Annotated in this window: 25 protein-coding genes and 1 tRNA gene; 12 read left to right on the forward strand and 14 right to left on the reverse strand. The window is 66.5% G+C overall.

All coding sequences use genetic code 11. The features are described 5' to 3' along the window. Positions 1-14: 14 nt before the first annotated feature. From OY559_RS14895 to OY559_RS14910, 4 genes are all read right to left on the reverse strand, one after another. Positions 15-90, reverse strand: a tRNA-Gln gene (locus tag OY559_RS14895). Further along, complete coding sequence (ispE, locus tag OY559_RS14900) at positions 89-979, reverse strand: 4-(cytidine 5'-diphospho)-2-C-methyl-D-erythritol kinase (protein WP_277726995.1); 891 nt, start codon at positions 977-979, stop codon at positions 89-91. The genes OY559_RS14895 and ispE overlap by 2 nt, the downstream gene beginning before the upstream one ends. Beyond that, positions 976-1,626 (reverse strand): lipoprotein insertase outer membrane protein LolB, encoded by a 651-nt coding sequence (gene lolB / locus OY559_RS14905; RefSeq protein ID WP_277726996.1) that lies wholly within the window; start codon positions 1,624-1,626, stop codon positions 976-978. The genes ispE and lolB overlap by 4 nt, the downstream gene beginning before the upstream one ends. Beyond that, positions 1,623-3,266, reverse strand: coding sequence for a tetratricopeptide repeat protein (locus tag OY559_RS14910; protein ID WP_277730020.1), 1,644 nt, complete (start codon positions 3,264-3,266; stop codon positions 1,623-1,625). The genes lolB and OY559_RS14910 overlap by 4 nt, the downstream gene beginning before the upstream one ends. A 119-nt stretch (positions 3,267-3,385) precedes the next feature. Here OY559_RS14910 and hemA point away from each other — a divergent pair, with 119 nt between their 5' ends. From hemA to OY559_RS14950, 8 genes are all read left to right on the forward strand, one after another. After that, positions 3,386-4,672 carry a glutamyl-tRNA reductase gene (hemA, locus tag OY559_RS14915; protein ID WP_277726997.1) on the forward strand — a complete coding sequence of 429 codons (1,287 nt, stop codon included), beginning with the start codon at positions 3,386-3,388 and terminating at the stop codon, positions 4,670-4,672. Further along, positions 4,650-5,735 carry a peptide chain release factor 1 gene (gene prfA, locus OY559_RS14920; protein ID WP_277726998.1) on the forward strand — a complete coding sequence of 362 codons (1,086 nt, stop codon included), beginning with the start codon at positions 4,650-4,652 and terminating at the stop codon, positions 5,733-5,735. Before hemA ends, prfA begins: the two co-directional genes overlap by 23 nt. After that, positions 5,732-6,178 carry a GNAT family N-acetyltransferase gene (locus OY559_RS14925; protein ID WP_277726999.1) on the forward strand — a complete coding sequence of 149 codons (447 nt, stop codon included), beginning with the start codon at positions 5,732-5,734 and terminating at the stop codon, positions 6,176-6,178. The genes prfA and OY559_RS14925 overlap by 4 nt, the downstream gene beginning before the upstream one ends. Positions 6,179-6,382: 204 nt before the next feature. Then, positions 6,383-8,107 (forward strand): O-linked N-acetylglucosamine transferase, SPINDLY family protein, encoded by a 1,725-nt coding sequence (locus OY559_RS14930; RefSeq protein ID WP_277727000.1) that lies wholly within the window; start codon positions 6,383-6,385, stop codon positions 8,105-8,107. 25 nt (positions 8,108-8,132) lie between these two features. Continuing rightward, complete coding sequence (gene moaB / locus OY559_RS14935) at positions 8,133-8,651, forward strand: molybdenum cofactor biosynthesis protein B (RefSeq protein WP_277727001.1); 519 nt, start codon at positions 8,133-8,135, stop codon at positions 8,649-8,651. A gap of 16 nt (positions 8,652-8,667) precedes the next feature. Then, positions 8,668-9,003, forward strand: a complete 336-nt coding sequence (locus OY559_RS14940) for a helix-turn-helix domain-containing protein (protein ID WP_192201819.1) — start codon at positions 8,668-8,670, stop codon at positions 9,001-9,003. Between the two features lie 27 nt (positions 9,004-9,030). Further along, complete coding sequence (ppk2, locus tag OY559_RS14945) at positions 9,031-9,810, forward strand: polyphosphate kinase 2 (RefSeq protein ID WP_277727002.1); 780 nt, start codon at positions 9,031-9,033, stop codon at positions 9,808-9,810. 3 nt (positions 9,811-9,813) lie between these two features. Further along, complete coding sequence (locus OY559_RS14950) at positions 9,814-10,218, forward strand: hypothetical protein (RefSeq protein WP_277727003.1); 405 nt, start codon at positions 9,814-9,816, stop codon at positions 10,216-10,218. Positions 10,219-10,510: 292 nt separating this feature from the next. On the opposite strand, the gene OY559_RS14955 is transcribed toward OY559_RS14950, so the two are convergent. Genes OY559_RS14955 through OY559_RS14965 form a run of 3 tightly spaced genes read right to left on the reverse strand, consistent with a single transcriptional unit; the run spans position 10,511 to position 12,623 of the window. Continuing rightward, entirely contained in the window at positions 10,511-10,777 is a 267-nt protein-coding gene (locus OY559_RS14955; protein ID WP_277727004.1) for an acylphosphatase, read from the reverse strand. Next, complete coding sequence (locus OY559_RS14960) at positions 10,777-11,349, reverse strand: TlpA family protein disulfide reductase (protein ID WP_343228725.1); 573 nt, start codon at positions 11,347-11,349, stop codon at positions 10,777-10,779. Before OY559_RS14960 ends, OY559_RS14955 begins: the two co-directional genes overlap by 1 nt. Continuing rightward, a complete protein-coding gene (locus tag OY559_RS14965; RefSeq protein WP_277727005.1) occupies positions 11,346-12,623 on the reverse strand; it encodes a YihY family inner membrane protein in 1,278 nt (425 codons plus the stop codon). Before OY559_RS14965 ends, OY559_RS14960 begins: the two co-directional genes overlap by 4 nt. Before the next feature lie 77 nt (positions 12,624-12,700). On the opposite strand from OY559_RS14965, the gene wrbA reads away from it, so the two are divergent. The 4 genes from wrbA to OY559_RS14985 are packed head-to-tail and all read left to right on the forward strand — an operon-like array spanning position 12,701 to position 14,839. Then, positions 12,701-13,297 (forward strand): NAD(P)H:quinone oxidoreductase, encoded by a 597-nt coding sequence (wrbA, locus tag OY559_RS14970; RefSeq protein WP_277727006.1) that lies wholly within the window; start codon positions 12,701-12,703, stop codon positions 13,295-13,297. Further along, the gene (locus OY559_RS14975) at positions 13,297-13,629 is read left to right on the forward strand and encodes a DUF2069 domain-containing protein (RefSeq protein ID WP_277727007.1); all 333 of its coding nucleotides are present in this window, start codon (positions 13,297-13,299) and stop codon (positions 13,627-13,629) included. Before wrbA ends, OY559_RS14975 begins: the two co-directional genes overlap by 1 nt. Then, a complete protein-coding gene (locus tag OY559_RS14980) occupies positions 13,629-14,351 on the forward strand; it encodes a hypothetical protein (protein WP_277727008.1) in 723 nt (240 codons plus the stop codon). Before OY559_RS14975 ends, OY559_RS14980 begins: the two co-directional genes overlap by 1 nt. 2 nt (positions 14,352-14,353) lie before the next feature. After that, entirely contained in the window at positions 14,354-14,839 is a 486-nt protein-coding gene (locus OY559_RS14985; protein WP_192201835.1) for an asparaginase domain-containing protein, read from the forward strand. Between the two features lie 110 nt (positions 14,840-14,949). On the opposite strand, the gene OY559_RS14990 is transcribed toward OY559_RS14985, so the two are convergent. The 7 genes from OY559_RS14990 to OY559_RS15020 all read right to left on the reverse strand — a co-directional run bounded on the left by OY559_RS14990 (position 14,950) and on the right by OY559_RS15020 (position 20,622). Then, entirely contained in the window at positions 14,950-15,432 is a 483-nt protein-coding gene (locus OY559_RS14990; protein WP_277727009.1) for a hypothetical protein, read from the reverse strand. Positions 15,433-15,591: 159 nt separating this feature from the next. After that, entirely contained in the window at positions 15,592-15,936 is a 345-nt protein-coding gene (locus OY559_RS14995) for a GNAT family N-acetyltransferase (RefSeq protein WP_277727010.1), read from the reverse strand. A gap of 220 nt (positions 15,937-16,156) precedes the next feature. Continuing rightward, positions 16,157-16,372 (reverse strand): DUF4287 domain-containing protein, encoded by a 216-nt coding sequence (locus OY559_RS15000; RefSeq protein ID WP_277727012.1) that lies wholly within the window; start codon positions 16,370-16,372, stop codon positions 16,157-16,159. 173 nt (positions 16,373-16,545) lie between these two features. Then, a complete protein-coding gene (locus OY559_RS15005) occupies positions 16,546-17,334 on the reverse strand; it encodes an alpha/beta fold hydrolase (RefSeq protein ID WP_277727013.1) in 789 nt (262 codons plus the stop codon). Between the two features lie 256 nt (positions 17,335-17,590). Then, the gene (locus tag OY559_RS15010; protein ID WP_277727014.1) at positions 17,591-18,154 is read right to left on the reverse strand and encodes a hypothetical protein; all 564 of its coding nucleotides are present in this window, start codon (positions 18,152-18,154) and stop codon (positions 17,591-17,593) included. A 51-nt stretch (positions 18,155-18,205) separates the two neighbouring features. Beyond that, entirely contained in the window at positions 18,206-19,570 is a 1,365-nt protein-coding gene (locus OY559_RS15015; RefSeq protein WP_277727015.1) for a hypothetical protein, read from the reverse strand. After that, positions 19,567-20,622, reverse strand: coding sequence for a hypothetical protein (locus OY559_RS15020; RefSeq protein ID WP_277727016.1), 1,056 nt, complete (start codon positions 20,620-20,622; stop codon positions 19,567-19,569). Before OY559_RS15020 ends, OY559_RS15015 begins: the two co-directional genes overlap by 4 nt. Positions 20,623-20,802: the final 180 nt, after the last annotated feature.

Consider the following 20,802-nt stretch of genomic DNA (forward strand, 5'->3'; position numbering starts at 1 on the left):
AGGACACAGTGAATTGGCAGGGGCGGAAGGATTCGAACCTACGAATGCCGGGATCAAAACCCGGTGCCTTAACCACTTGGCGACGCCCCTAGGCGTTTTTCTCCGTCTCGCGACACGACTCCAGCGCGCGCAGCAGTGGCGATCGCACGGCGCCCTCCACCACCCGGGCATGCAGCCCGGAAGGCAAGGTCGCCAGCGCAGCCTCGGCAGAGGCCCGGTCGGCGAACTCCACGAAGCAGCCGCCACCGGAACCCGTCAAACGTGGCGTGCCGATGTGCGAAAGGGCCTGGAAGACTGCCTCGATGGCAGGCTCCCGGCGACGCACGACCGGCTCGAACGCGTTGCCGAGCAGTGATCCCGAAACGAAGTCCGATATTTTCGCGGGTGCAGCATCACGCGTCAAATCCGGTGATGCGAAAAGTGCCGCCGTGGGCACGTGGACACCGGGATCGACCAGCAGATACCAGGCCGGAGGCAGCACCAGCGGCGTCAGGATTTCGCCCACGCCTTCGGCCCAGGCATTCTCACCACGCACGAAGACGGGCACATCCGCACCCAGCCGCAGGCCCAGGGACGCCAGCGCCCCCCACCCCAGCCGGCAACCCCACAGATGATCCAGCGCCACGAGCACGGTGGCCGCATCCGAGGAACCCCCGCCGAAACCGCCTCCGGCAGGAATCCGCTTTTCGATGCCGATATCGACGCCTTGGGCGACATTGGCCTCTTTTCTCAGGAGTTCGGCTGCCCGCACGAGGAGATCGTCTGCTTCGGCGACACCGGGAACGGACGCGCCGACCCGACACACGCGCTCCTCCGTGCGAAGCCGGACATGGACGGTGTCCCCCCATTCCAGCAAGCGGAACACGGTCTGCAGCAGGTGGTAACCGTCGGCGCGCCTACCGGTGATCTGCAATGCGAGGTTGAGCTTGGCCGGGGCAGGCCAGGCCGACCAGCCCTCTTCCCGGGGGAAGGGGCTCATGGCGGCGTCAGGTGCCACTGGTCGACAGCGACTTTCACCGTGGCATCCTGCCGGCGCGCCTCCATGCGCCGCGGCATGGCGGGCTGCGCACCCTCGGCCGGGAGCCAGTCCAGGTAATCGACCCGCCACCCGTGCTGCATCAGGGTCCTCGGCCTGCCGTCGGCACCGTATTCCATGCCTTCCGCCGGCGCCGCGGGATCCGCGACGCCCCGGGCCCAGTGGACCATCGAGGCGACCGGAATGTCCCAGCCCGTAGCGGCACGCAACAGGTCGCCCGCCTCCGCACCGTCGCGCGGCCCGCCCTCCAACCCTTCCAGCCGAGCAGCGCCGGTGCGCAGGTCCCCGCTGAGGCGCCAGCTCTGGCGGGTGACCGGGGCGCTCAGCGCGACCAGATAGCTCGACCCGGTCTGCTGCCAGTCGATGCGGCCACTGCCCCCCTTTCCGTTCGCATTGACCGCCACGCGCCCAGCGAACGACCAGTCGGATTGCGAGGCCAGCCATGCCGTGCGCGTGGCCTGGGCGGCCTGCGCCGCCGCCAGCGCCGCGGGATCGCGCAGGACAGGCGAGTCCACCGTGGTACCGCGCGTGGCGCAGCCCGCCATCGACAGGGCCGCGAGCCCCGCCAGCAGGAATCCTGAAACCTTCATGCGCCTGTCTTCTCCAGCGCCCGCAGCAGCGAGCGGTTATCGGGGTCGAGCTTGCGGGCTTCTTCGAAATAACGGCGCGCCTCGTCCTTCTGCCCCATCACCCACAGCACTTCCGCCACATGGGCGGCGATCTCGGGGTCCTTCTGCAGCGTGAACGCACGACGCAATTCCACCAGCGCCTCCGCATTGCGCCCCAGCCGGTAAAGCACCCAGCCATAACTGTCGATGATGGCCGCATCTTCCGGCGCGGCGGTGCGCGCCCGATCGATCAGTTCCAGCGCCTCCTGATAGCGCGTGGTGCGGTCGGCCAAGGTGTAGCCCAGCGCATTGAGCGCGGCCACGTTGTCCGGCTCGATCACCAGGATGCGCCGGAAGTCGGCCTCGGCATGGTCGATGCGATCTCGCCGCTCCCAGGCCAGTCCGCGCGAATACAACAGCGCGAGGTCATCGGGGTACGCCGCCAGCCCGCGGGCGAAGACCTCCATCTGGCCTTCGTCCTGCTTGTCTTTCTGCTGCAGCTCGGCCTCCATCAGATACGCGTCGCGGCGGGTGCCGTCTTCGACGCTGGCATCGCCCTGCAACTTGCGGGCCTCCGCGAAGGCTTCGTCCTTCCGCTCCAGTTCGAACAGGGTGTTGATCGCGCGCAGACGCGCTTCCGCCCGCTGTTCGCCGGCGGGCACGCTCCGGTACCACGCCAGCGCCTCATCCTGACGCTTCAGGAACTCCGCCATCTGCCCCAGCAGCAACCGGCGATCCGGGCTGTACTGGGTCGGTTGCCCCGCACCCGAAGCCGCCTGCTTGAGCTCCTCATACAGCTCGCCCAGAGACGCCGTATCGTCCGCCTTGGCCAGCAACTGCGCCCGCAGACCATAGGTCAGCGTGTCCTGCGGCCCTTGGCCCAGCGCGCGCGAGGCCGCCGCCGGATCGCCCAACCTGTCGTACTCCTCGGCCAGCTTGAGTCGCAGCGCTGCGTCGCCCGCGGCCTTGGGAAGCAGACCGTCCAGCACTGCCCGGGCCTCCTGCTTACGATCCGCCTGCAACAGTTGGCTGGCCTGCAGCAGGGCGACCAGCGGCTCCCCTGAGAAGCGCTTGACCACATCGCCGACCATCCGTTCGGCCAGCGCGGGCTCGTCCATCTGCTGGGCCAGGCCGGTAAATGCCAGCCAGGCCTGCAGCTTGTCGGGCATGGCGCCATCGTCGAGCAGGTCGCGCAGCAGCCGCGCCGGCAGCTCAGGGTCCTTCCCGCCACTTGCCAACGCCGTCAGCGCGTAACGCCAACCCAGTTCGTCGGGATCCTTCATCAGCCCGGCCAACTCGCGCAGCGCAGCCCGCCTCTGCCCCTTGCGCAGTGCCAGCGTGGCCTCCGCACCGCGCAGCGCAAGGGTGCGGGGCGAACGCTCACGCCACAGCTTGATCGCTTCGCCGGCACGGGCATCGTCCTTGGCCAGCAGCGCAATGCGGGTGGCGCGTTCGGCCAGCCCGGCGTCATCGTCCTGCTCCCGCGCCGCGTCCAGGTACCAGCGCGCGGCATCCGGCAACTGGCCCGCCTGCAGGGCGAACTCGCCCGCCATCACCGTGGTCAGCGCGTCGTCCTGCCGCTGGCCGGGCGAGGCCGACGATGCGGCCAGCGCCGACGGCATGGCGGCCGCCATCGCCAGCGCGGCAAACAAGGTGCGAATCATTTCGGGCATGAACGTCACGTCGGCCGTAAAATGGCGGCCCTGATATGAGCCAGCAGCTTACTGCAAGCGCCTGAACGATGACGTTGTGGGTCCTCGGATTGAACCACCAGACCGCGCCGGTCGACCTGCGCGAACGGGTGGCGTTCGACGCCGGCACGGTGCCGCATGCGTTGTCGTCGCTGCGGGCGCTGCCCGATGTGGTCGAAGCCGCCTTGCTGTCCACCTGCAACCGCACCGAGCTGTATGCGGTGGCGGAAGACGGCGACGTGTTGGCGAGCTGGCTGGCCACGCATGCCGAGGGCCTTGAAGGTTACCTCTACCGTCACCGGGATGCGGATGCCGTCCGCCACCTGTTCCGGGTCGCGACGGGCTTGGATTCGATGGTGCTGGGCGAGCCGCAGATCCTCGGCCAGGTGAAGGATGCCTGGGCCACGGCGCGTGAACACGGCGCGCTGGGCAACCGCCTGGACCGCCTGTTCCAGCAGACCTTCGCCGTCGCCAAGCGCGCACGCACCGACACCCGCGTGGGGGCCAATCCGGTATCCGTCGCCTCGACGGCAGTGCGCCTGGCACAGAACTCCTTCGCCCGCCTCAGCGACTCCACCGTGCTGCTGGTCGGCGCCGGTGAAACCATCGAGCTGGCCGCCAAGCACCTCAGCGAAGGTCGCGTGCGCCGCCTGCTGGTCGCCAACCGCACGCTCGCGCACGCACAGGAACTGGCCACCCGCCACGGCGGCTACGCCCTGCCGCTGGCCGAACTGGAGCGCCACCTGGCCGAAGCCGACGTGGTGTTCTCCGCTACCGCTGCGCGCGAACCCGTCGTACTGCAGGCGCAGGTCGCCGCCGCACTGGCCAAGCGCAAGCACAAGCCGATGCTGCTGTTCGACCTGGCCGTCCCGCGCGACATCGAGGCATCCGTGGCCGAGTTGCGCGATGCCTACCTCTACACGGTCGATGACCTGGAGCGCGCGGTCGAAGACAACCGCCGCAGCCGGCGGGAAGCCGCCGACGCCGCCGAGGCCATCATCGACGTGCAGGTCGGCCGCTTCATGGAAAGCCTGCTGGCCGGATCCCGCCAGGAACCGCTCAAGCGCCTGCGCGCGCTGGGCGAGTCCACGCGCGAGGACGTACTGGCGAAGGCGCGGCAACAACTCGCCAACGGCCGCGAACCGGAGCAGGTACTGGAGTTCCTCGCCCACACGCTGACCAACCGCCTGCTGCACCCGCCCACCGCTGCATTGCGCGAGGCCGCCGTGAGTGGCGACGCCGAACTGGCGCGCGCCGCCGATCGTCTGTTCCCCGCGCAACCGCCCTACTCCCACCTGAAGAAAGACAAAGACGATGACGCCGACGCTGCGCCGTAAGCTCGAAGCGCTGGCCGAACGCCGGGAAGAACTCGAACGCCTGCTCGCCGATCCGGGCGTGATCGGCGACAGCGACCGTTTCCGGAATCTCTCGCGTGAGTTTTCCCAGTTGGAGCCCGTTGCCACCGCGATGGCGGAAGAAAAGCGTGCGCAGGCCGACCTGGCCGCCGCGCAGGCGATGCGTGGCGACCCCGAGCTGGCCGAACTGGCCGACGAAGAGATCGCCGCCGCACAGCAGCGCCTGGCGCAGTTGGACGACGAGCTGATGCTGCTGCTGCTGCCCAAGGACAACCGCGACGAGGGCAACCTGTTCCTCGAAGTGCGCGCCGGCACGGGTGGCGACGAAGCGGCGATCTTCGCCGGTGACTTGTTCCGCATGTATGCGCGCTATGCCGAACGCCAGGGCTGGAAGGTGGAGATCGAATCCGACAGCCCGGGCGAGCACGGCGGCTACAAGGAAATCGTGGCGCGCGTCGTCGGCCGCGGCGCCTATTCGAAGCTCAAGTTCGAATCCGGCACCCATCGCGTGCAGCGCGTCCCGGAAACCGAATCGCAGGGCCGCATCCACACCTCCGCCGCGACGGTGGCGATCATTCCCGACGTCGACGAGGTCGACGACATCGTCATCAACCCGGCCGACCTGAGGGTGGACACCTTCCGTTCTTCCGGCGCCGGCGGCCAGCACGTCAACAAGACCGAGTCCGCGATCCGCATCACCCATGTGCCCAGCGGCGTGGTGGTGGAATGCCAGACCGAGCGCAGCCAGCACGCCAACCGCGACAAGGCGATGAAGCGGCTGAAGGCACAGTTGCTGGATGCCGAACGCAGCAGGCAGCAGGCCGCGCAGGCCGAATCGCGCAAACTGCAGGTCGGCAGCGGCGACCGCAGCCAGCGCATCCGCACCTACAACTTCCCGCAGGGCCGCATCACCGACCATCGCGTCGAAGGCCTCACGCTGTACGACCTGCCCAACATCATCCAGGGCAGCCTGGACGAACTGATCGACCGTCTCGGCCGCGAGCACCTGGCGGACGAACTGGCACGACTGACGGAGGCGGCATGACGACGGTGGTCCGCCGGACGGGACTGACGCACCTGGACGTCGTCGCCCGCCTGTTCGACCACTACCGCGGCTTCTACGGTCAGCCCTCGGACCCGGCATTGGCACGGGATTTCATCCGCGAGCGGATGGAGCGCGACGAGTCCGTCATCCTGCTGGCGTGGGTAGACGACGCGGCCGTCGGCTTCACCCAGTTGTATCCCGCCTTTTCTTCCGTCAGCGCGTCGCGGGTCTGGATCCTCAACGACCTGCTCGTACTGCCGGAGGCGCGCCGCAAGGGCGTTGCGCGCGCATTGCTGTCGGCCGCTGCCGATTTCGCGCACGCCGACGGAGCGTTGCGGCTGGAACTGGAAACCGACCACGACAACGCCACCGCACAGGCGCTCTACCGCGCGATGGGCTGGGTGCCGTACGACGGCACGCTGCGTTTCCGCCTGCCGCTCTAGCCTGCACGACGTGGGAGCCTGCTTCCCCGATGTGGGAGCGACCAAATTCGCGACATGGGTGCGCCGTTCGCGACGGGCGTCACTCCCACATGCATCGCGCGTAGTGCAAGGCTTGTCGTGCGCTGTCGATGCTCGCTAGGCTGCCGTCCATGATCGCCACCACGCCCCCCAGCGCCACCTGCTCCCTCAAGCCAGGCGGTCGCGGTGACCGTTGACGATCCACGCGACGAGCGCGCGCGATTGCAGCTGCACGTACGGCAGGCGCCGCAGGACTTCATCGCGTGGGTCATGCTGTCGGATGCCGAGCTGGACCACGGTGATACGGACGCAGGCCGGCGTGCCGCCGAGCGCGCACTGGATCTGCGCCCGCGCCACCCGGAAGCCCTCGCGCGTCTCGGCCGCAGCCACTGGTTGTCGGGTCGGCACGCGCAGGCGGCACAGGCATTGAGCGAGGCGGCTGCGCAGGCGCCCCAGCACCCGGGCATCGCGCTGTGGCTCGGCCATGCCCTCGAAGACGCCGGTGACGCCGAGTCCGCCGCGCAGGCCTACGAGCAGGCCTACCGGCTGCTGCCGGGCGAGCCCATGTTCGCCGCCCACCTGTTGAACTGGCGCCGCAAACTCTGCGACTGGCGTGACCTCGATGCGCTGTCGGCGCAGGTGCGGCGCGCCGTGCGCGAGGGTCGCGGCGTGGTGGAGCCGTTCGCCTTCCTCAGCGAAGACGCCACCCCGCAGGAGCAGCTGGCATGCGCACGGCAACGGGCACAGGCGCTGGCGTCGGTCGTCCGTCCGCTGCCGCCCGCATCGCCCGCGACGGAAGACGCGCCGCTGCGCCTGGGCTTCCTGTCCAATGGCTTCGGCGCGCATCCCACCGGTCTGCTGACGGTGGCGTTCTTCGAAGCCCTGCAGGCGCACGCCACGGTATCCACGCACCTGTTCGCCCTCACGCCCGACGATGGCAGCCCCATCCGCCAACGGCTGGCGACGGCGACGCACCTGTACGATCTCGCGAGCCTCCCGCATGCGCGCATCGCGCAGGCCATCCGCGACCAGCGCATCGACGTGCTCTACGACCTGCGCGGCTGGGGTGGGGGCGGCACGCCGGAAGTGCTGGCCATGCGGCCCGCGCCCGTGCAGGTCAATTGGCTGGCCTATCCCGGCACCTCCGGTGCGCCGTGGATCGACTACGTGCTGGCGGATCGCTTCGCCTTGCCCGAGGCGTTGGTGCCGGCGTACAGCGAAGCCGTCGCCTACCTGCCCGGCGCCTTCCAACCGTCCGATACGCGTCGCACGCTCGACACGCCACCCCCGCGCGAGGCCTGCGGCCTTCCCGGCACCGGCGTGGTCTACGCCTGCTTCAACAACAGCTACAAGGTGAACGCTCGCAGCCTGGCCCGGATGCTCGACATACTGGCGAACGTCGACGACAGCGTGCTGTGGCTGCTCTCCGGCCCGGGGCGGGCCGACGACCGCCTGCGCACAGCGGCGCAGGCGCGCGGCGTGGATCCGGCGCGCCTGGTGTTCACGCGCAAGCTGCCGCATGCGGAGTACCTGGCGCGCTACCGGCATGCGGACCTGTTCCTCGACACGCACCCCTACAACGCGCACACCACCGCGTCCGACGCGCTGTGGGCAGGCTGCCCGGCACTGACCTGCCCGGGTGAGACGTTCGCGGCACGCGTCGCAGGCAGCCTCAACCATCATCTCGGCCTTCACGAGATGAACGTGACCGACGACGAGGCCTTCGTCGCGACAGGGATCCGGCTGGGCCGCGATGCCGCGGCACGCACGGACCTGCGCGTGCGCCTGCAGGCCGCGATCGCGCACGCGCCGCTGTTCGACATGCCGCGGTTCGCGGAAGGCTTCGCCGACGTCGCCTGGCGCATGGCTGACCGGCACCGCAAGGGGCTGCCACCCGCGCCGCTCGGCTGACCCGCGATTGCGCTACCCTTCGGGCATGAGCCATGCCGACGCCTTGATCCCGTTGCACCTGTGCGTGCTGACCGTCTCCGACAGCCGCACACTCGCCGAGGATCGCTCCGGCGACTACCTCGCCGAGGCGCTCGCGCAGGAAGGACACCACCTGCATGACCGCGCGCTGCTGCCCGACGACCGTTACCGCCTGCGCGCGCAGGTCTCGCAGTGGATCGCCGATCCCGCAGTCGACGGCATCCTGGTGACCGGCGGCACCGGCTTCACGGGTCGCGACTCCACGCCGGAAGCCCTGCTCCCGCTGCTGGACAAGGAAATGCCGGGCTTCGGCGAACTGTTCCGGCACGTCAGCGTCGCGGAGATCGGCACGTCATCGCTGCAGTCGCGCGCGTTCGCCGGGCTCGCCAACCAGACCTTCCTGTTCTGCCTGCCGGGTTCCACCTCGGCCTGCCGCACGGCGTGGGAGAAGATCATCCGCGCCCAACTCGACGCACGCACACGGCCCTGCAACCTGGCCACGCTGCGCCCCCGCCTGAAGGAATGAGCAAGGAGAGCCCGCCATGTCGCTCGATGCCACCCTGCGCCTGCTGACCAAGGCCAGCGGCCTGACCGCCGCCGATCTCGCCGCCGCCATCCCGCGCGCCGGCGTGGCCACGGTGAAATCGTGGCTGGCCGGCGAGAAGCTGCCCGGCGGCGACCAGCTCGCCGCCCTGGCACGTGCCTTCGGCGTTCCCGCAGGCGCGCTGCTGTCGGAACTGGCGACGACGCTGGACCCCGCACGCACACGGGGCGAGCACGACCTGCTGGCCGCCTACCGCGCCCTCAACACCCGCCAGCAAGGCGCCTTGCTGGAAGTCGCACGCGGCATGGCAGGCCATGCCCGCCGCAAACGCTGAATCCCCCGCCACCGCACAGGACACGCGATGAAGACCCTCAAACGCAAGGACTACGAAGACCGGCTCAAGCCCCTGCAACTCGAACTGGCGGCGATGGCACGCTGGGCGTCGCACTGCGGCGCCCGCATCGTGGTGGTGATGGAAGGCCGCGACACCGCCGGCAAGGGCGGCGCCATCGGCGCGATCACCGAACACCTCAACCCACGCCAATGCCGCGTGGTGGCACTGCCGAAACCCAGCGAACGCGAAGCCACGCAGTGGTACTTCCAGCGCTACATCACACACCTGCCGGCCGCCGGCGAGATCGTGCTGTTCGACCGCAGCTGGTACAACCGCGCCGGTGTCGAGAAGGTGATGGGTTACTGCACCGATGAACAACACGCGCGATTCCTCGCACAGGCGCCGGTGTTCGAGAAAGGCATCACCGACGACGGCATCCTGCTGTTCAAGTACTGGCTGTGCGTGGACCAGGCCCAGCAGGAGGAGCGCTTCGCCGAACGCGCCGACGAGCCACTGAAGAGCTGGAAGCTGTCGCCGATCGACCTGAAAGCGCGCGAGAAATACGCCGACTACACCGCCGCGCGCGAAGCGATGCTCAAGGCGACGCACACGCAGCATGCGCCGTGGACACTGGTCGACTTCAACGACCAGCGCAGCGGCCGCCTCACCCTGATCCGCGACCTGCTGGACCGCCTGCCTGATACGCAGGTACCGCTGGAACCGCTGGGCCTGCCCCCATTGAAGGGCAAGCTGCACAAGGAACGCTACGGCGTGCTCAAGCCGATCAAGCCGCGCCGCGGCGGCTGATCGATGCGATCGGCACTGATGGCCACGCTGTGGCTGGTCTCCGCGCCCGCGATGGCGCAGGACGCCGCCACGACCACGGACCCAGCCGCGACGACGCTGGACACCCTCACCGTGCGGCCGGACCCGGAAGAAGTGGTGGACCTCTACCGCTTCGAGAATCCCGTCGACGTCGCACCCACGGTATTCAGCCGTCGCTGGAAGGAACCGACCAGCCTGGAACAACTCGGCAAGAACGGCGGCATCGTGCCCGTCCTCGTCGGGCTGGCCGCACAACAGGTGCAGAAGGGTGCGCGGAAGATCCCCGGGTGGAAAGAACCGGAGCAACCGGCGACCGCGCGGCCACCACCACTGGACGACCAGCAGGCCGCGCGCGCCCTGCGCCTGCACAATGCAGGCGACCAGCCCTAGGCCATCGCTGATTCACTGACCTCGTTCGTGGTGAAACCGTCAAAGACTCAGGGCGTGGTGAACCTGTCGAAGACGCCGTTCGCGGTGGGCTTGTCGTGGACCCCGCTCATGGTGAGCCTGTCGTAGATCCCGTTCGTGGTGAGCCTGTCGAACCACGCTCCCTGCGTTGAATCTGCAGATCAAGACGACCCCGCTTTGCCGTGAAAAGCGTGGTTCGACGAGCTCACCACGAAGGGATCCGAACGGCTACGCTTGCCTGATCGTGATCCCGCGTTTCCCCGGCTCGACCCGATCAGCCCGTGACAAACCCGTCGTTCACCGGGCCCATCCACACCCCACGCACGACCGCGTCCACGCGCGCGGCGGGTGGTCCCTGGCGAAGCCACGCCTCCAGCGCATCGAGTGCCGTCGCATCGCCCTGGGCGATCACTTCCACGCGTCCGTCCGCAAGGTTGGTGGCGCGACCGCTCAGCCCCAGATCGAATGCGCGCTCTCGCGTGGACGCGCGGAAGAACACGCCCTGCACCTTGCCGCTGACCAGGAAGCGCGCCGCCGCCATCAGGCCTTCGCTGCCGGACCGCCCGCCGCCGCGATGGCCGCCGCGATCTCCTTGCCGGTCACCGGGCCGAGGAACTGCTTGGCGACCTTGCCGTCCGGCGCGATCAGGTACGTGAGCGGCAGGCCGCGCGGCGTGGCGAAATCGGCCGGGGGGTTGTACACATCGAGGATGGCGATCGGATACACCACCGGCCGTTCGGCCAGGAAGGCCTTCAGCTCATCTGTTTCGATTTCCTCGTACGCCAGTCCGATCACCTCGATGTGCTCGTTGTCCCTGTCCAGCGCGGAAAGATCGGGCATCTCCTTCAGACAGGGCGCGCACCAGGTGGCCCAGAAATTCACCACCACCCATTTCCCGCGGCGCGTGGCCAGCGTGTAATCGGCACCGTCGAGTGTCTTAACCTGCAGCGCCGGGACGTCCGCGGTGCGGTCGGCGGGCTTCTCGGCGGCTGGGTCCACCGACTGCACATGCGCTTCGATCGCCGGTTCCGCCACCTCGGCGGGGGCCGACCCTGCGTTGCACGCGGCCAACAGCAGGATGGCAGCCAGCGAAAGGGAGGGAACGGACTTCATGCGGGCTCCTGGTGGGATTCGGTGAACAGATCGCTGACGCGTTTCTTCAGCAGTTCGCGCAAGGGCATGCGCAGGTCGTCCAGCGCACGGCGCGCCGCGCAGCCCAAGGCATCATCGTGGAACGGCAGATGCGCCTCCGCAACGGGAATACGCAACTGGCAGGCTTCGTACAGGTCGCACAGGGTCAGGTCGTCCAGGTCGCGTGCCAGCAGCCACTCGCCTTCCTCGTCACGGCGCAGCAGGTTGATCTCGGACAGCTGGCCCAGCATCTGCTGGATCAGCGAATCGGTCAGCATCGGCTCCAGGGCGAGGATCTGGTCGCTGTGCAGGCCGCGCCCCTTCTCGCGCGCCTGCGCGAAGCGCCCCAACATGCGCAGCAAGCCATAGATCTCGTAGCCCAGCGGCAACCGCAACGCGACCGGCTGGTAACGGAACGCGGCCATGCCCGACGCCAGCGACGCGCCCAACAGCACCGCAATCCAGCACAGGTAGATCCACAGCAGCAGGATCGGCGCGGCCGCCACCGCACCATAGATCTTCTGGTAGGTATTGAAGCTGCCCAGGTAGGCGCCCAGGCCCCACTTCGCCAGTTCCAGCAACACGGTCGCCAGCAATGCGCCCGCCATCGCATAGCGCCACTTGATGGTCCGGTGCGGCACCACGCGGTAGATCACCACGATGGCCGCCAGTTCGATCAGTACCGGCGCCACGCTCAGCGACAGCGTCTGCAGCCAACGCCCCCCGCTGGTCGCGAACACCGGCAAGGCGTAGAAACGCGCGGACAATGCCAGCGATGCCGCGGCCATCAGCGCGCCCAGCGTCAGCACCGTCCAGTAGACCAGGAAGCGCGACAGCTTCGGCCGCGCGCTGCGCACGCGCCAGATGCGGTTGAACGTGGCCTCGATGCTGTTGAGCGTGATCAGCAGCGACGCCACCAGCGCGATCACGCCCACCGCAGTCAACTTGCCCGTGTTGGCGAGGAAGCCGTCCAGCTTCTCCTTCAAACTGACCGCCGCCCCCGGCAGGAAATTGGCGAAGATGTAGTCGCGCAGCTGCGCGCTCCACTCCTGGAACACGGGGAACGCCGACAGCACGCCGAACACCACCATCGCCAGCGGCACCAGCGCGAACAGCGTGGTGTAGGCCAGCGAACCGGCGGCCTGGAACAGGCGGTCGTCGAGGAAGCGCTTGGCCAGGAAGCGGAAGAACGTGCCCATGCGCGCGCGGTCGCGCATGCGTTCTGTCCAGCGGTTCAACGAGTCCAGTGGCTCCATGGGCGGAAGGGTAACCGATGCGTCATGGAGGCGACATCGCCGATACTAGGCACTTCCCCGGTGACGAAGACGGTCCGATGCCCGAGATCCTGGTGCTCTACTACAGCCGCGGCGGGTCCGTGGCGAAGCTGGCGCGGCAGATCGCGCGGGGCGTGGGCGAAGTGGAGGGCATGTCCGCGCGGCTGCGTACCGTGCCGCCCGTGGCCGCCGTGACGCAGCAGGCCGCACCGCCGGTGCCCGAGGACGGCGCCCCCTACGTGGACCGGCAGGACCTGGCCGAATGCGCGGGCCTGGTGCTGGGCAGCCCCACCCGCTTCGGCAACATGGCCGCGCCGGTGAAGCACTTCATCGACGGTCTGGGCGCGGAGTGGGCCAGCGGCACGCTGGTGGGCAAGCCTGCAGGCGTGTTCACCTCCACCGCCACCCAGCACGGCGGGCAGGAATCGACCCTGCTGTCGATGCAGGTGCCCTTGCTGCATCACGGCTGCGTGATCGTGGGCATTCCGTTCACCGAGCCCCAGCTCAGCAGCACGCGCACGGGGGGCACGCCCTACGGCGCAAGCCATGTGGCCGGTGGCGAGGACGATCCGCAGCCCAGCGATGATGAAGCCGCACTCGCACGTGCATTGGGGCGCCGCGTGGCCGACATCGCCCGCCGGCTGGAGGTGCGCTGATGGATCGCTCACGTCTTCTGCTGGCCGCGCTGCTGCAACTGTTGGCCATCCTGTATGCCGTGTGGTTCTACGGCGACCGCCAGTACACGCTGGCACTGCTGGTGTTCGCCCTGCCGCCGATCCTGCTGATGATCGGGGTGATGGCGCGCCGGCGCACGGCCGCGTTCTGGGCGGGCGTCTTCGCGCTGTTCTGGTTTTCGCATGCGGTGATGGTGGCGTGGGCCGATCCGGTGAAGGCGCCGTTCGCCTGGGGTGGCATCGTGCTGTCCATCGGCATCGTGCTGGCTACCAGCTGGCCCGCCTTCGCCAAGCGGTTCGGCAGGAAGGAGTGATGCGTTTCGTTGCCGCGCTGCTGCTATGCCTGCTGTCGCCCAGTGCATGGGCGCAGGATGCCCTCTGCGAGCCGCGCAATCCGGCACGCGTGGAGAACCGCGATGGCAGTACGTTGTCGCTGCGCACCGAGTGTTCCACTTCCGCCATGCGCCGCTACGTCGCCGAGCTGATATGTGCCGACGGCCTTGTATGCGACCGCCTGCAGGTCGAGCAGGATGTCACCGAGACGCCAATGGGCCACGCCGGCCTGGTGGACCTGGACGGGGACGGGATGCACGAGGTGGAAGTCCGGGGCATGTGCGGCGCCGGGCCCAACTGCGAGGGCGATGTGTACCGGATCGATCCGGCCACGCGGACGCTGCGCCACTTTTTCAGCGGCGGCTATTACGAATTGCAGGTCATCGATGGCTGGCTGGTGGAATCCGGGCGCAGCAGTTGCTGCAGCTGGGAATTCCACCTGTGGCGCCTGGAGACACCACGCGCCGGACCGCTCGACTACGACAGCATGGACCTGATGGTGCAGGTGGATGCCGGTGGCGACGACGACGGCAACGTCACCAGCGTGCAATGCACGTTCACCCGGCAACGCGGCGATAATCGCGTGGTCGTCGCACCGCCGTCGCCCGCGCTGGAAGCGATCTGCCGGCACTACGGCGAGCCGTACGACCTGACACCCCCGGATACAACGCCAGGCGCGCCGCGAGCGCCGGCAGGAGCATAGAGATGGACGAGCTGCTGATCGTCACCACCGGTGGCACGATCGACAAGATCTACTTCGACGACAAGTCCGACTACCAGATCGGCGACCCGCAGATCGGCATGATCCTGCGCGAGCTGGGCGTGACGTTCCGCTTCACCGTCATCCCGATCCTGCGCAAGGATTCGCTGCACATCACCGACGAGGACCGCGAGCTGATCCGCGCGACCATCGCCGCGCAGCCGACGAAGCATGTGCTGGTCACGCACGGCACCGACAGCATGGTGCAGACGGGCCATGTGCTGGCCTCCATCCCGGACAAGACCATCGTGATGACCGGCGCCCTCAGCCCGGCCCGCTTCCGCGGCTCGGACGCGGAGTTCAACATCGGCTGCGCGATCGGCGCGGTGCAGTCGCTGCCGGCAGGCGTGTACATCGCCATGAACGGGCGGATCTGGGATCCGGCGAAGGTGCGGAAGAACGTGGCAGCGAATCGGTTCGAGGCGGTTTGACGCCGGCGCGTTCCCATACCGGCACAAGAACAAGGCCCGCTCATGCGGGCCTTGTTCTTTGTGAAGCGAGACAATGATTTCGGCTACTGCCGTCGGCCATCGCCTGCTGTTCATCCCTCAAGAAGAGACTTGGCTTGGAACGCCACCCAGTCGGAGCGCGAAACCACTTCGCCTCCAGAAACCCGCACTGCTCGGAACAGATATTGTTTGTTGGCTGGAAGGCAGTGCGTCGCGGTAATGGCAGTGAGGGGAATCGAGATGACCGACTCCCCATGAGGCACCAAAGACACTCTCTTCCCAGAAGCCACATAGTCGATGTAGTTGCAGAACGGAACGATGGTCCCGTTCGGATGCGCCACTTCCACCTTGATCACCGAATCATTGATCAACCCCAGCAATCGATCATCCACGATCAACACATCGTCAGACCTATTCTTGACCGTAATGTTGAGATTTTTCCCGGCCTCAAGCTCAACCTCGACATCAGCGCCATACGGCGTGCACGAAAGCAGTGCCACGACCGACAGCAGCAAAAAAAGTGGCCGGAAAAATCTAGGCAAGTAAAGCCTCGACATGGATTCTTGCTTGATCATAGAAAAATACCATTGCTTTGGCTTTACCCCCGAAACAGGGGTCAGAGTACCTTTTCCAGATCGCCGTACTTCCCCGGGGAAAATCGACTCTGACCCCTAATTCTGAACGGGTGGATCCGGGATCCGGCAAAGGTTCTCTAACCCTGCTTCGGAACTGGCCTATGGCGGTGAAATGACAAATGCGCAGAGGCTTGCCGACAGCGGGACGGCCTTCGCACCCATGGCCTCATACAGCGAGATAGCCCTGTGGTTACTCGAACGCACATTGTTGATCACAAGCTCGCGGCACCCCTTGTCACGCGCCTTCTGCCGCAGCTGCTCAATCACCGTACTTCCATAGCCACGTGAGCGCTGCCGTGAATCAATCTCGATCTTCTCCAGCACAAAGCTCTCTCCGGGCTCGAACCAGCCATGAGCACGACCTACCCGGCGACCATCGAGCCACGGCTCAATGACATAGTGCCGCCGCTGCTCGCTCTCTTCGAAGCGCCAGTCTGTTTTCATTTGGAGATCGTTTGCTTTCAATGGTTCTCTACTTGTCTGCTATGGCCGAACACCTGAGTCAAGCCGGGCCGCCTCGCGGCCAGGGCAAGGGGGAAACAGGGGTCCGGAAACGGCGGCCAGAATACCCTCTCCAAGCGGTTCCGCGCGACCAAGGCCATAGGTTGGGGTGAGCGCAGTGTTCTGTCGCGAATGTCACCACACGCATAACGGGCGTCGCTTCCTAACCCCCACGCTTCGCCTTGTGGTACGCCACCAGCGCATTCGCATGCCCGTGGCCCATCTTGTGTTCCGCCTTCAGCAGGGCCACCTGCTCCATGTGCTTCCGGTCGCTGACGGCATCCAGCACCTTGAACCAGTGCTCCACCGGCTTGCCGTACTGCTTCTCTATCGAGGGGAAGTAGGAAGCCGGGCCTTTCACCTTCTCGTTCGTCGTCATGCATCGCTCCTCAATGGAATGAGGCAGTGGCCGCCACGCTGGCGGCCATGACCTGCCCCTGTTTGTCCGACGAAGGAGCGGATCCCGGATCGACATGCCGGCTCCGCTGCTCGCGGCCCTTCCTTGGGAACAGCAACGGCTCGGCGTCGCAGAGCCGTCGTTGTCTGGCGCGGTTACTCGGCGGCTTGGTCCGCTTGCCGTGCCGCACTATCGATCGTGTCGGCGACCACCTTGGGCTGCGTCATGAAGACGGCGTGGCTGGCGGACACCTTGGTGATGCGCGCGTTGATGCGCTCGGCCATGTGGATCAGCATGGCCTGGTCGAAGGCCTTGTCTTCGGTGGCGATCACGGCCCAGCTGGGTTTGCTGCGCCACGCCGCGTTTGTCAGCACGGTGCCGAACGCGGACATGTTGATGGGCACCTGCGAATCGCGCAGGAAGGCCGCATCGACATCGGTGGTGTCGTGGGCGAAGCCCGCCTTGAACTTATCCGCACGGATGAAGCCGAACCCGTCGCTGGAGGTGTCGATCACGAACTCCGGTGTGGGCGCGAAGCCCGTGTACTGCTGGGCCGTGGTTTCGCCGGCGTCCGGCGCCAGCGCGGACACGTAGACCAGGCCGGCCACCTTGTCGTGCACGCCGGCTTCGGTGATGACCGTGCCACCCCATGAATGGCCGACCAGGATGGCAGGCCCGTCCTGGCGGTCCAGCACGCGGCGGGTGGCCTGCACGTCGTCGGCGAGCGAGGTCAGCGGGTTCTGCACGATCGAGACGCGGTAACCGCGCGCGGTCAGGTCGTCGTAGACCGGGCGCCAGCCGGCACCGTCAGCGAAGGCGCCGTGCACCAGGACGACGTTCTTGATCGGATCGTGGTGACCAGACGCAGCATCGCGCGCCTGCGCAGCGGGAGACAGGGTGGCCGCCAGGGCGGCGGCGAGCAAGGCAGGGATCAGCTTGAACATGGTCGTATCCTCGGGGGGTGGTGGGTTCGGCGGGTTTGCCGGCAGGACTACTTTGCAATCCACCAGAGGACGATACGTTGCCTATAGTCCTTTAAACTTGATAAATCGTACCGGTCCGCCTCTCCTGCCGAATCACCCCTCACCAAATGCTCGGGACCCTCGGGGAGGCGCGCAACACAATTGAAAAACCCCGGGGATGGCCGGGGTCATTCGTTTACGTTGCAGCGCGTTCCTGGCCCGCCAGACTGCAGCCCGCTCAGCGCGCTACCCGGACTTTGGCCGCGCGGTACTGCCCCTTGTCACCCGCACGCCGTCCGTCTGGATCGACATTGGTACAGATGACGTCGCCGCATATCACCGCATCCGAGGCATAGAAGGCCTGCACGACCGGCACGGCGTCTTCATAGCGCTGGAGTTCCTCTTTCGTGGCGGACAGTTCGCGGCGGTAGTAGCCCAGCACCGTCCAAGCCACCAACAGCACCAGCAGCAGGGTCGTGCCGATGGCGGCAAACCACAGCCACACCGTTCTGCCCACGCTGCGCAACTGCGCGGACGTGGCGGATACGGCATGGCCGTACTCCGCGGCAACGGGAGAAACCGCTTCGCGGGCATCCTGCGCAATCCGCGTGCCGGCCGCTTCCACCATAGCGGCCAGATCACGACGGAACTGGCCTGCCTCCTGCCGCAGTGACTGCACTTGCTCATTGATCGCCGCGCTCATGCGTGTCTCGCGCTGGACCATTTCGGCACGCAGCGTCATCAGCGCCTTGATGGCCTCGGGTGGTATCGCGGCGGCGGGCATAGCGTTGATGTCTTCCATGACAACTCCTTGTTCTCGATTTCCGTGTGGATGGGACTTTCCGGCGATAACCTAGCGCGCCATCTGCCGGCCCTGCGACTGCGCCTGCTCTGCGGCCTGGTGTTGGGCGAGCCATTGGCTTCCCTGCGCTTCCATGTGCCGGCCTTCTGCTGAGCGTGCGAACTCGGTTGCTGCTCGATCAGCGGCTGCACTGTCGCCGGACATTACCGCAGCGAGGTAGCGATCTACCGAGGAGTCACTGGAACCCAACTCATGCCGTTGTCGGCCCTGCCGGTCATCAGCGGGAGCATCGGGCCTCTGAGGGAGTGGCAGTTGCCGTGGCTCCTGCTCCTGCTCACCGCCGCGGTTCACGTCATGAAACAGGTCTCCCTCCGTCGACGTGAGCACGTATTGCCAGCGGGTCTGTTGAGGATTGGCTCGGGCAGCATTGTTGAAAGCGAGGTAATCCTCGGGGTGGATCGTCTGGCAACCGGCCGAATCTGTATTCGCGCGCGAGCCGCTATGAATCTTGAAGCTTCGATTCAGGTCCTGCACACCGTTGATGTCATTGTGGGTGAACCAGCCATCGCCATTGCTGTCGCGCTGCAACCGATGCGCGTCTCGCGGCGCCCTCAACTGCTCGGCTGAAGGCCTGAATGCGTCAGTTGTCCTGGCCAATCGCGGGTTCGGATGGTCGGCATCCGCCATCTCGATGGTCCCCTCGGCCAGTCTACCCATATCACTGATGCCATCCCGGTTAACGTCCTCGCCCTCGCTTCGGCGCCATGCCACATTGGCGTATGGCGTGTTCTCGCGGCGCAGACCAGGTTGCGCGCGTTCGTCATATTGGGCGGTTGGCTCGGTACTCGCGCGATCAGCGATGAACACGTGACGCTCGCCATTCGCCTGCTTTCGAAGCACGACGATATGGTCGTCATAGACCCCAGTTCCGCGCGAGTCACGATCACCCATCGAGGCTAACGTGGATGTTTCCTTGCGCAATCCAAGCAGCACGCTCTCCTCGTTCTGCAGTGCATCCGATGCCGCCTGGCTTCCTCGCGTCGTCACGATGCTGGCATAGACGTCGAACTTCTGCGCACTGGTCAGGCCAACCAGTTCATTGGGCTGGTTGATCTCTCGACCGTTGTAGTCCGGGACTCTGGGGGGCTGCCCAGCCTGCCTCAAACGTTCGAGCGCGGGCACGAACTCCGGCGATCGCAACCCACCAGACTGATGAATCTCATCGATCTGTGCCCGTGCACCAACGGACACGTACCGATCCAACGCCTCCTGCACGACCCTGCGCTCACCCTGCCTTTCGGTTTCAAGTAGGTGCAATGCCTGGTCGGGTTGGCCTTGCCGCATCTGTGCGATCACTCGATCCGCGACGGCACGAATGTCGATATCCGTTACATCCGTGGGATGGGGGTTGGTCATGGGGTTGACCCCGTCGTTTGCTCAATGTCGTCCTTGTCGACGAACGGATCCTCGTTTCGGCCTTGAACCGGGTCACCGGCACGACATCTCACATCCGGCCGCAGTGGATCGCAGTTGGGCAGGGGCCATAGCACTCTGGGGACTCGCTGCTGGAGCTCGAAGTTCTTCCCGTTCCAGACCGCAAAGCCAAGATGCAATCTACTTCCCAATCGCCGGGCCTCAGGTACCCAGTCGGGCATCGGGACCGGATCGTAGTCATGGTCGTCTGCCCGACCGGGAGGAGAGGCGTCCTTGAGGGGTATGGTCCACCGCATGACCGGCGCACGCTCCAGTTTCGTAGTCTCCAGATAGGGCACGAAGGGCGCGGTCAATGCCTGCTCAGCCTGCGTCATCGCAGGCTCTGGGAGGTACTCCCTGGTAACGTCACGCAGACTCCCCTTGCGCGACCACTTGTAAAGCCGCGGCTCGGCATGCGCCGCCTTGCAGGCTTCCGTCTCCACCAGATATTCGCCTTCCCGTGTTATCAAGGGATCGTCATCGATGCACTTGAAAGGACCGATCACCAGATAGACGGCGTCGGACGGCTGCGTTCCCTCGAACGAGCGCATCTGGATGCCTTCCAGAATATCAACACTTGCCATGAAGTCTGGCCGTTTCCCACGCCCTGGCAGCGCCAGGTAGGGCTGCGGTCGGCGTGCCTGATCGGCTCGGACGTCAGTCGGGAGAAAGATGTGCTCTGTCGGGATGGCGATGAGCACTTCGGCAAGATGCCGGGGCAGCAAACCCAAGCATGCTCTGTTGAGCCCGCCATATCGTGTTCTGCCGCTATCGTCGCCGGGGTCTTCCGGACACCACTCCGCGCCCATGCCCTTCTCCACTTCATAGGGAGTCCAGGGATCGGGAGTAATTGGCGGCGCGCCCGGAAGTATCGAGCCCAGCGAGAAGGGTCCTGGAGAGAGCGTCCTCGGCTGGTTGGATGCGTTGCGGTGAACGGCGCCGCACGCGCTCATGGCCGCCGCCATTGTGAGAATGGCGAGAAGCTTCCTTTGCATCTACAACCTCCTGTTGATCAATGCTGGCGCGTCGTCGCTGGTCCTTCAATTCCGCCAGAGCAAGTCCGCGCTCACTGCCATATCTACATCAATCGCACATCGAATGCATGTGCCTCATCCTGGCTGACGCCACAGGCCGATGCGACTTGGCAGGTTCTGCAGAGAATGTGATTGATGCGA

Origin of the sequence: Pseudoxanthomonas sp. SE1 (assembly GCF_029542205.1) — a bacterium.
Lineage (GTDB): Bacteria > Pseudomonadota > Gammaproteobacteria > Xanthomonadales > Xanthomonadaceae > Pseudoxanthomonas_A.

Bases quoted from the DNA above. Each gene is read 5' to 3' on its own strand.
- OY559_RS14980 (WP_277727008.1), top strand. From the start codon at position 13,629: ATGCGTTTCGTTGCCGCGCTGCTGCTATGCCTGCTGTCGCCCAGTGCA.
- OY559_RS15015 (WP_277727015.1), bottom strand. From the start codon at position 19,570: ATGACCAACCCCCATCCCACGGATGTAACGGATATCGACATTCGTGCC.
- OY559_RS15000 (WP_277727012.1), bottom strand. From the start codon at position 16,372: ATGACGACGAACGAGAAGGTGAAAGGCCCGGCTTCCTACTTCCCCTCG.
- moaB (WP_277727001.1), top strand. From the start codon at position 8,133: ATGAGCCATGCCGACGCCTTGATCCCGTTGCACCTGTGCGTGCTGACC.
- OY559_RS15005 (WP_277727013.1), bottom strand. From the start codon at position 17,334: ATGTTCAAGCTGATCCCTGCCTTGCTCGCCGCCGCCCTGGCGGCCACC.
- prfA (WP_277726998.1), top strand. From the start codon at position 4,650: ATGACGCCGACGCTGCGCCGTAAGCTCGAAGCGCTGGCCGAACGCCGG.
- OY559_RS14990 (WP_277727009.1), bottom strand. From the start codon at position 15,432: ATGATCAAGCAAGAATCCATGTCGAGGCTTTACTTGCCTAGATTTTTC.
- OY559_RS14940 (WP_192201819.1), top strand. From the start codon at position 8,668: ATGTCGCTCGATGCCACCCTGCGCCTGCTGACCAAGGCCAGCGGCCTG.
- OY559_RS14925 (WP_277726999.1), top strand. From the start codon at position 5,732: ATGACGACGGTGGTCCGCCGGACGGGACTGACGCACCTGGACGTCGTC.
- OY559_RS14975 (WP_277727007.1), top strand. From the start codon at position 13,297: ATGGATCGCTCACGTCTTCTGCTGGCCGCGCTGCTGCAACTGTTGGCC.
- OY559_RS14985 (WP_192201835.1), top strand. From the start codon at position 14,354: ATGGACGAGCTGCTGATCGTCACCACCGGTGGCACGATCGACAAGATC.
- hemA (WP_277726997.1), top strand. From the start codon at position 3,386: ATGACGTTGTGGGTCCTCGGATTGAACCACCAGACCGCGCCGGTCGAC.
- wrbA (WP_277727006.1), top strand. From the start codon at position 12,701: ATGCCCGAGATCCTGGTGCTCTACTACAGCCGCGGCGGGTCCGTGGCG.
- ispE (WP_277726995.1), bottom strand. From the start codon at position 979: ATGAGCCCCTTCCCCCGGGAAGAGGGCTGGTCGGCCTGGCCTGCCCCG.
- OY559_RS15010 (WP_277727014.1), bottom strand. From the start codon at position 18,154: ATGGAAGACATCAACGCTATGCCCGCCGCCGCGATACCACCCGAGGCC.
- ppk2 (WP_277727002.1), top strand. From the start codon at position 9,031: ATGAAGACCCTCAAACGCAAGGACTACGAAGACCGGCTCAAGCCCCTG.
- OY559_RS14995 (WP_277727010.1), bottom strand. From the start codon at position 15,936: ATGAAAACAGACTGGCGCTTCGAAGAGAGCGAGCAGCGGCGGCACTAT.
- OY559_RS14910 (WP_277730020.1), bottom strand. From the start codon at position 3,266: ATGCCGTCGGCGCTGGCCGCATCGTCGGCCTCGCCCGGCCAGCGGCAG.
- OY559_RS14955 (WP_277727004.1), bottom strand. From the start codon at position 10,777: ATGGCGGCGGCGCGCTTCCTGGTCAGCGGCAAGGTGCAGGGCGTGTTC.
- OY559_RS15020 (WP_277727016.1), bottom strand. From the start codon at position 20,622: ATGCAAAGGAAGCTTCTCGCCATTCTCACAATGGCGGCGGCCATGAGC.
- OY559_RS14950 (WP_277727003.1), top strand. From the start codon at position 9,814: ATGCGATCGGCACTGATGGCCACGCTGTGGCTGGTCTCCGCGCCCGCG.
- OY559_RS14960 (WP_343228725.1), bottom strand. From the start codon at position 11,349: ATGAAGTCCGTTCCCTCCCTTTCGCTGGCTGCCATCCTGCTGTTGGCC.
- lolB (WP_277726996.1), bottom strand. From the start codon at position 1,626: ATGAAGGTTTCAGGATTCCTGCTGGCGGGGCTCGCGGCCCTGTCGATG.
- OY559_RS14965 (WP_277727005.1), bottom strand. From the start codon at position 12,623: ATGGAGCCACTGGACTCGTTGAACCGCTGGACAGAACGCATGCGCGAC.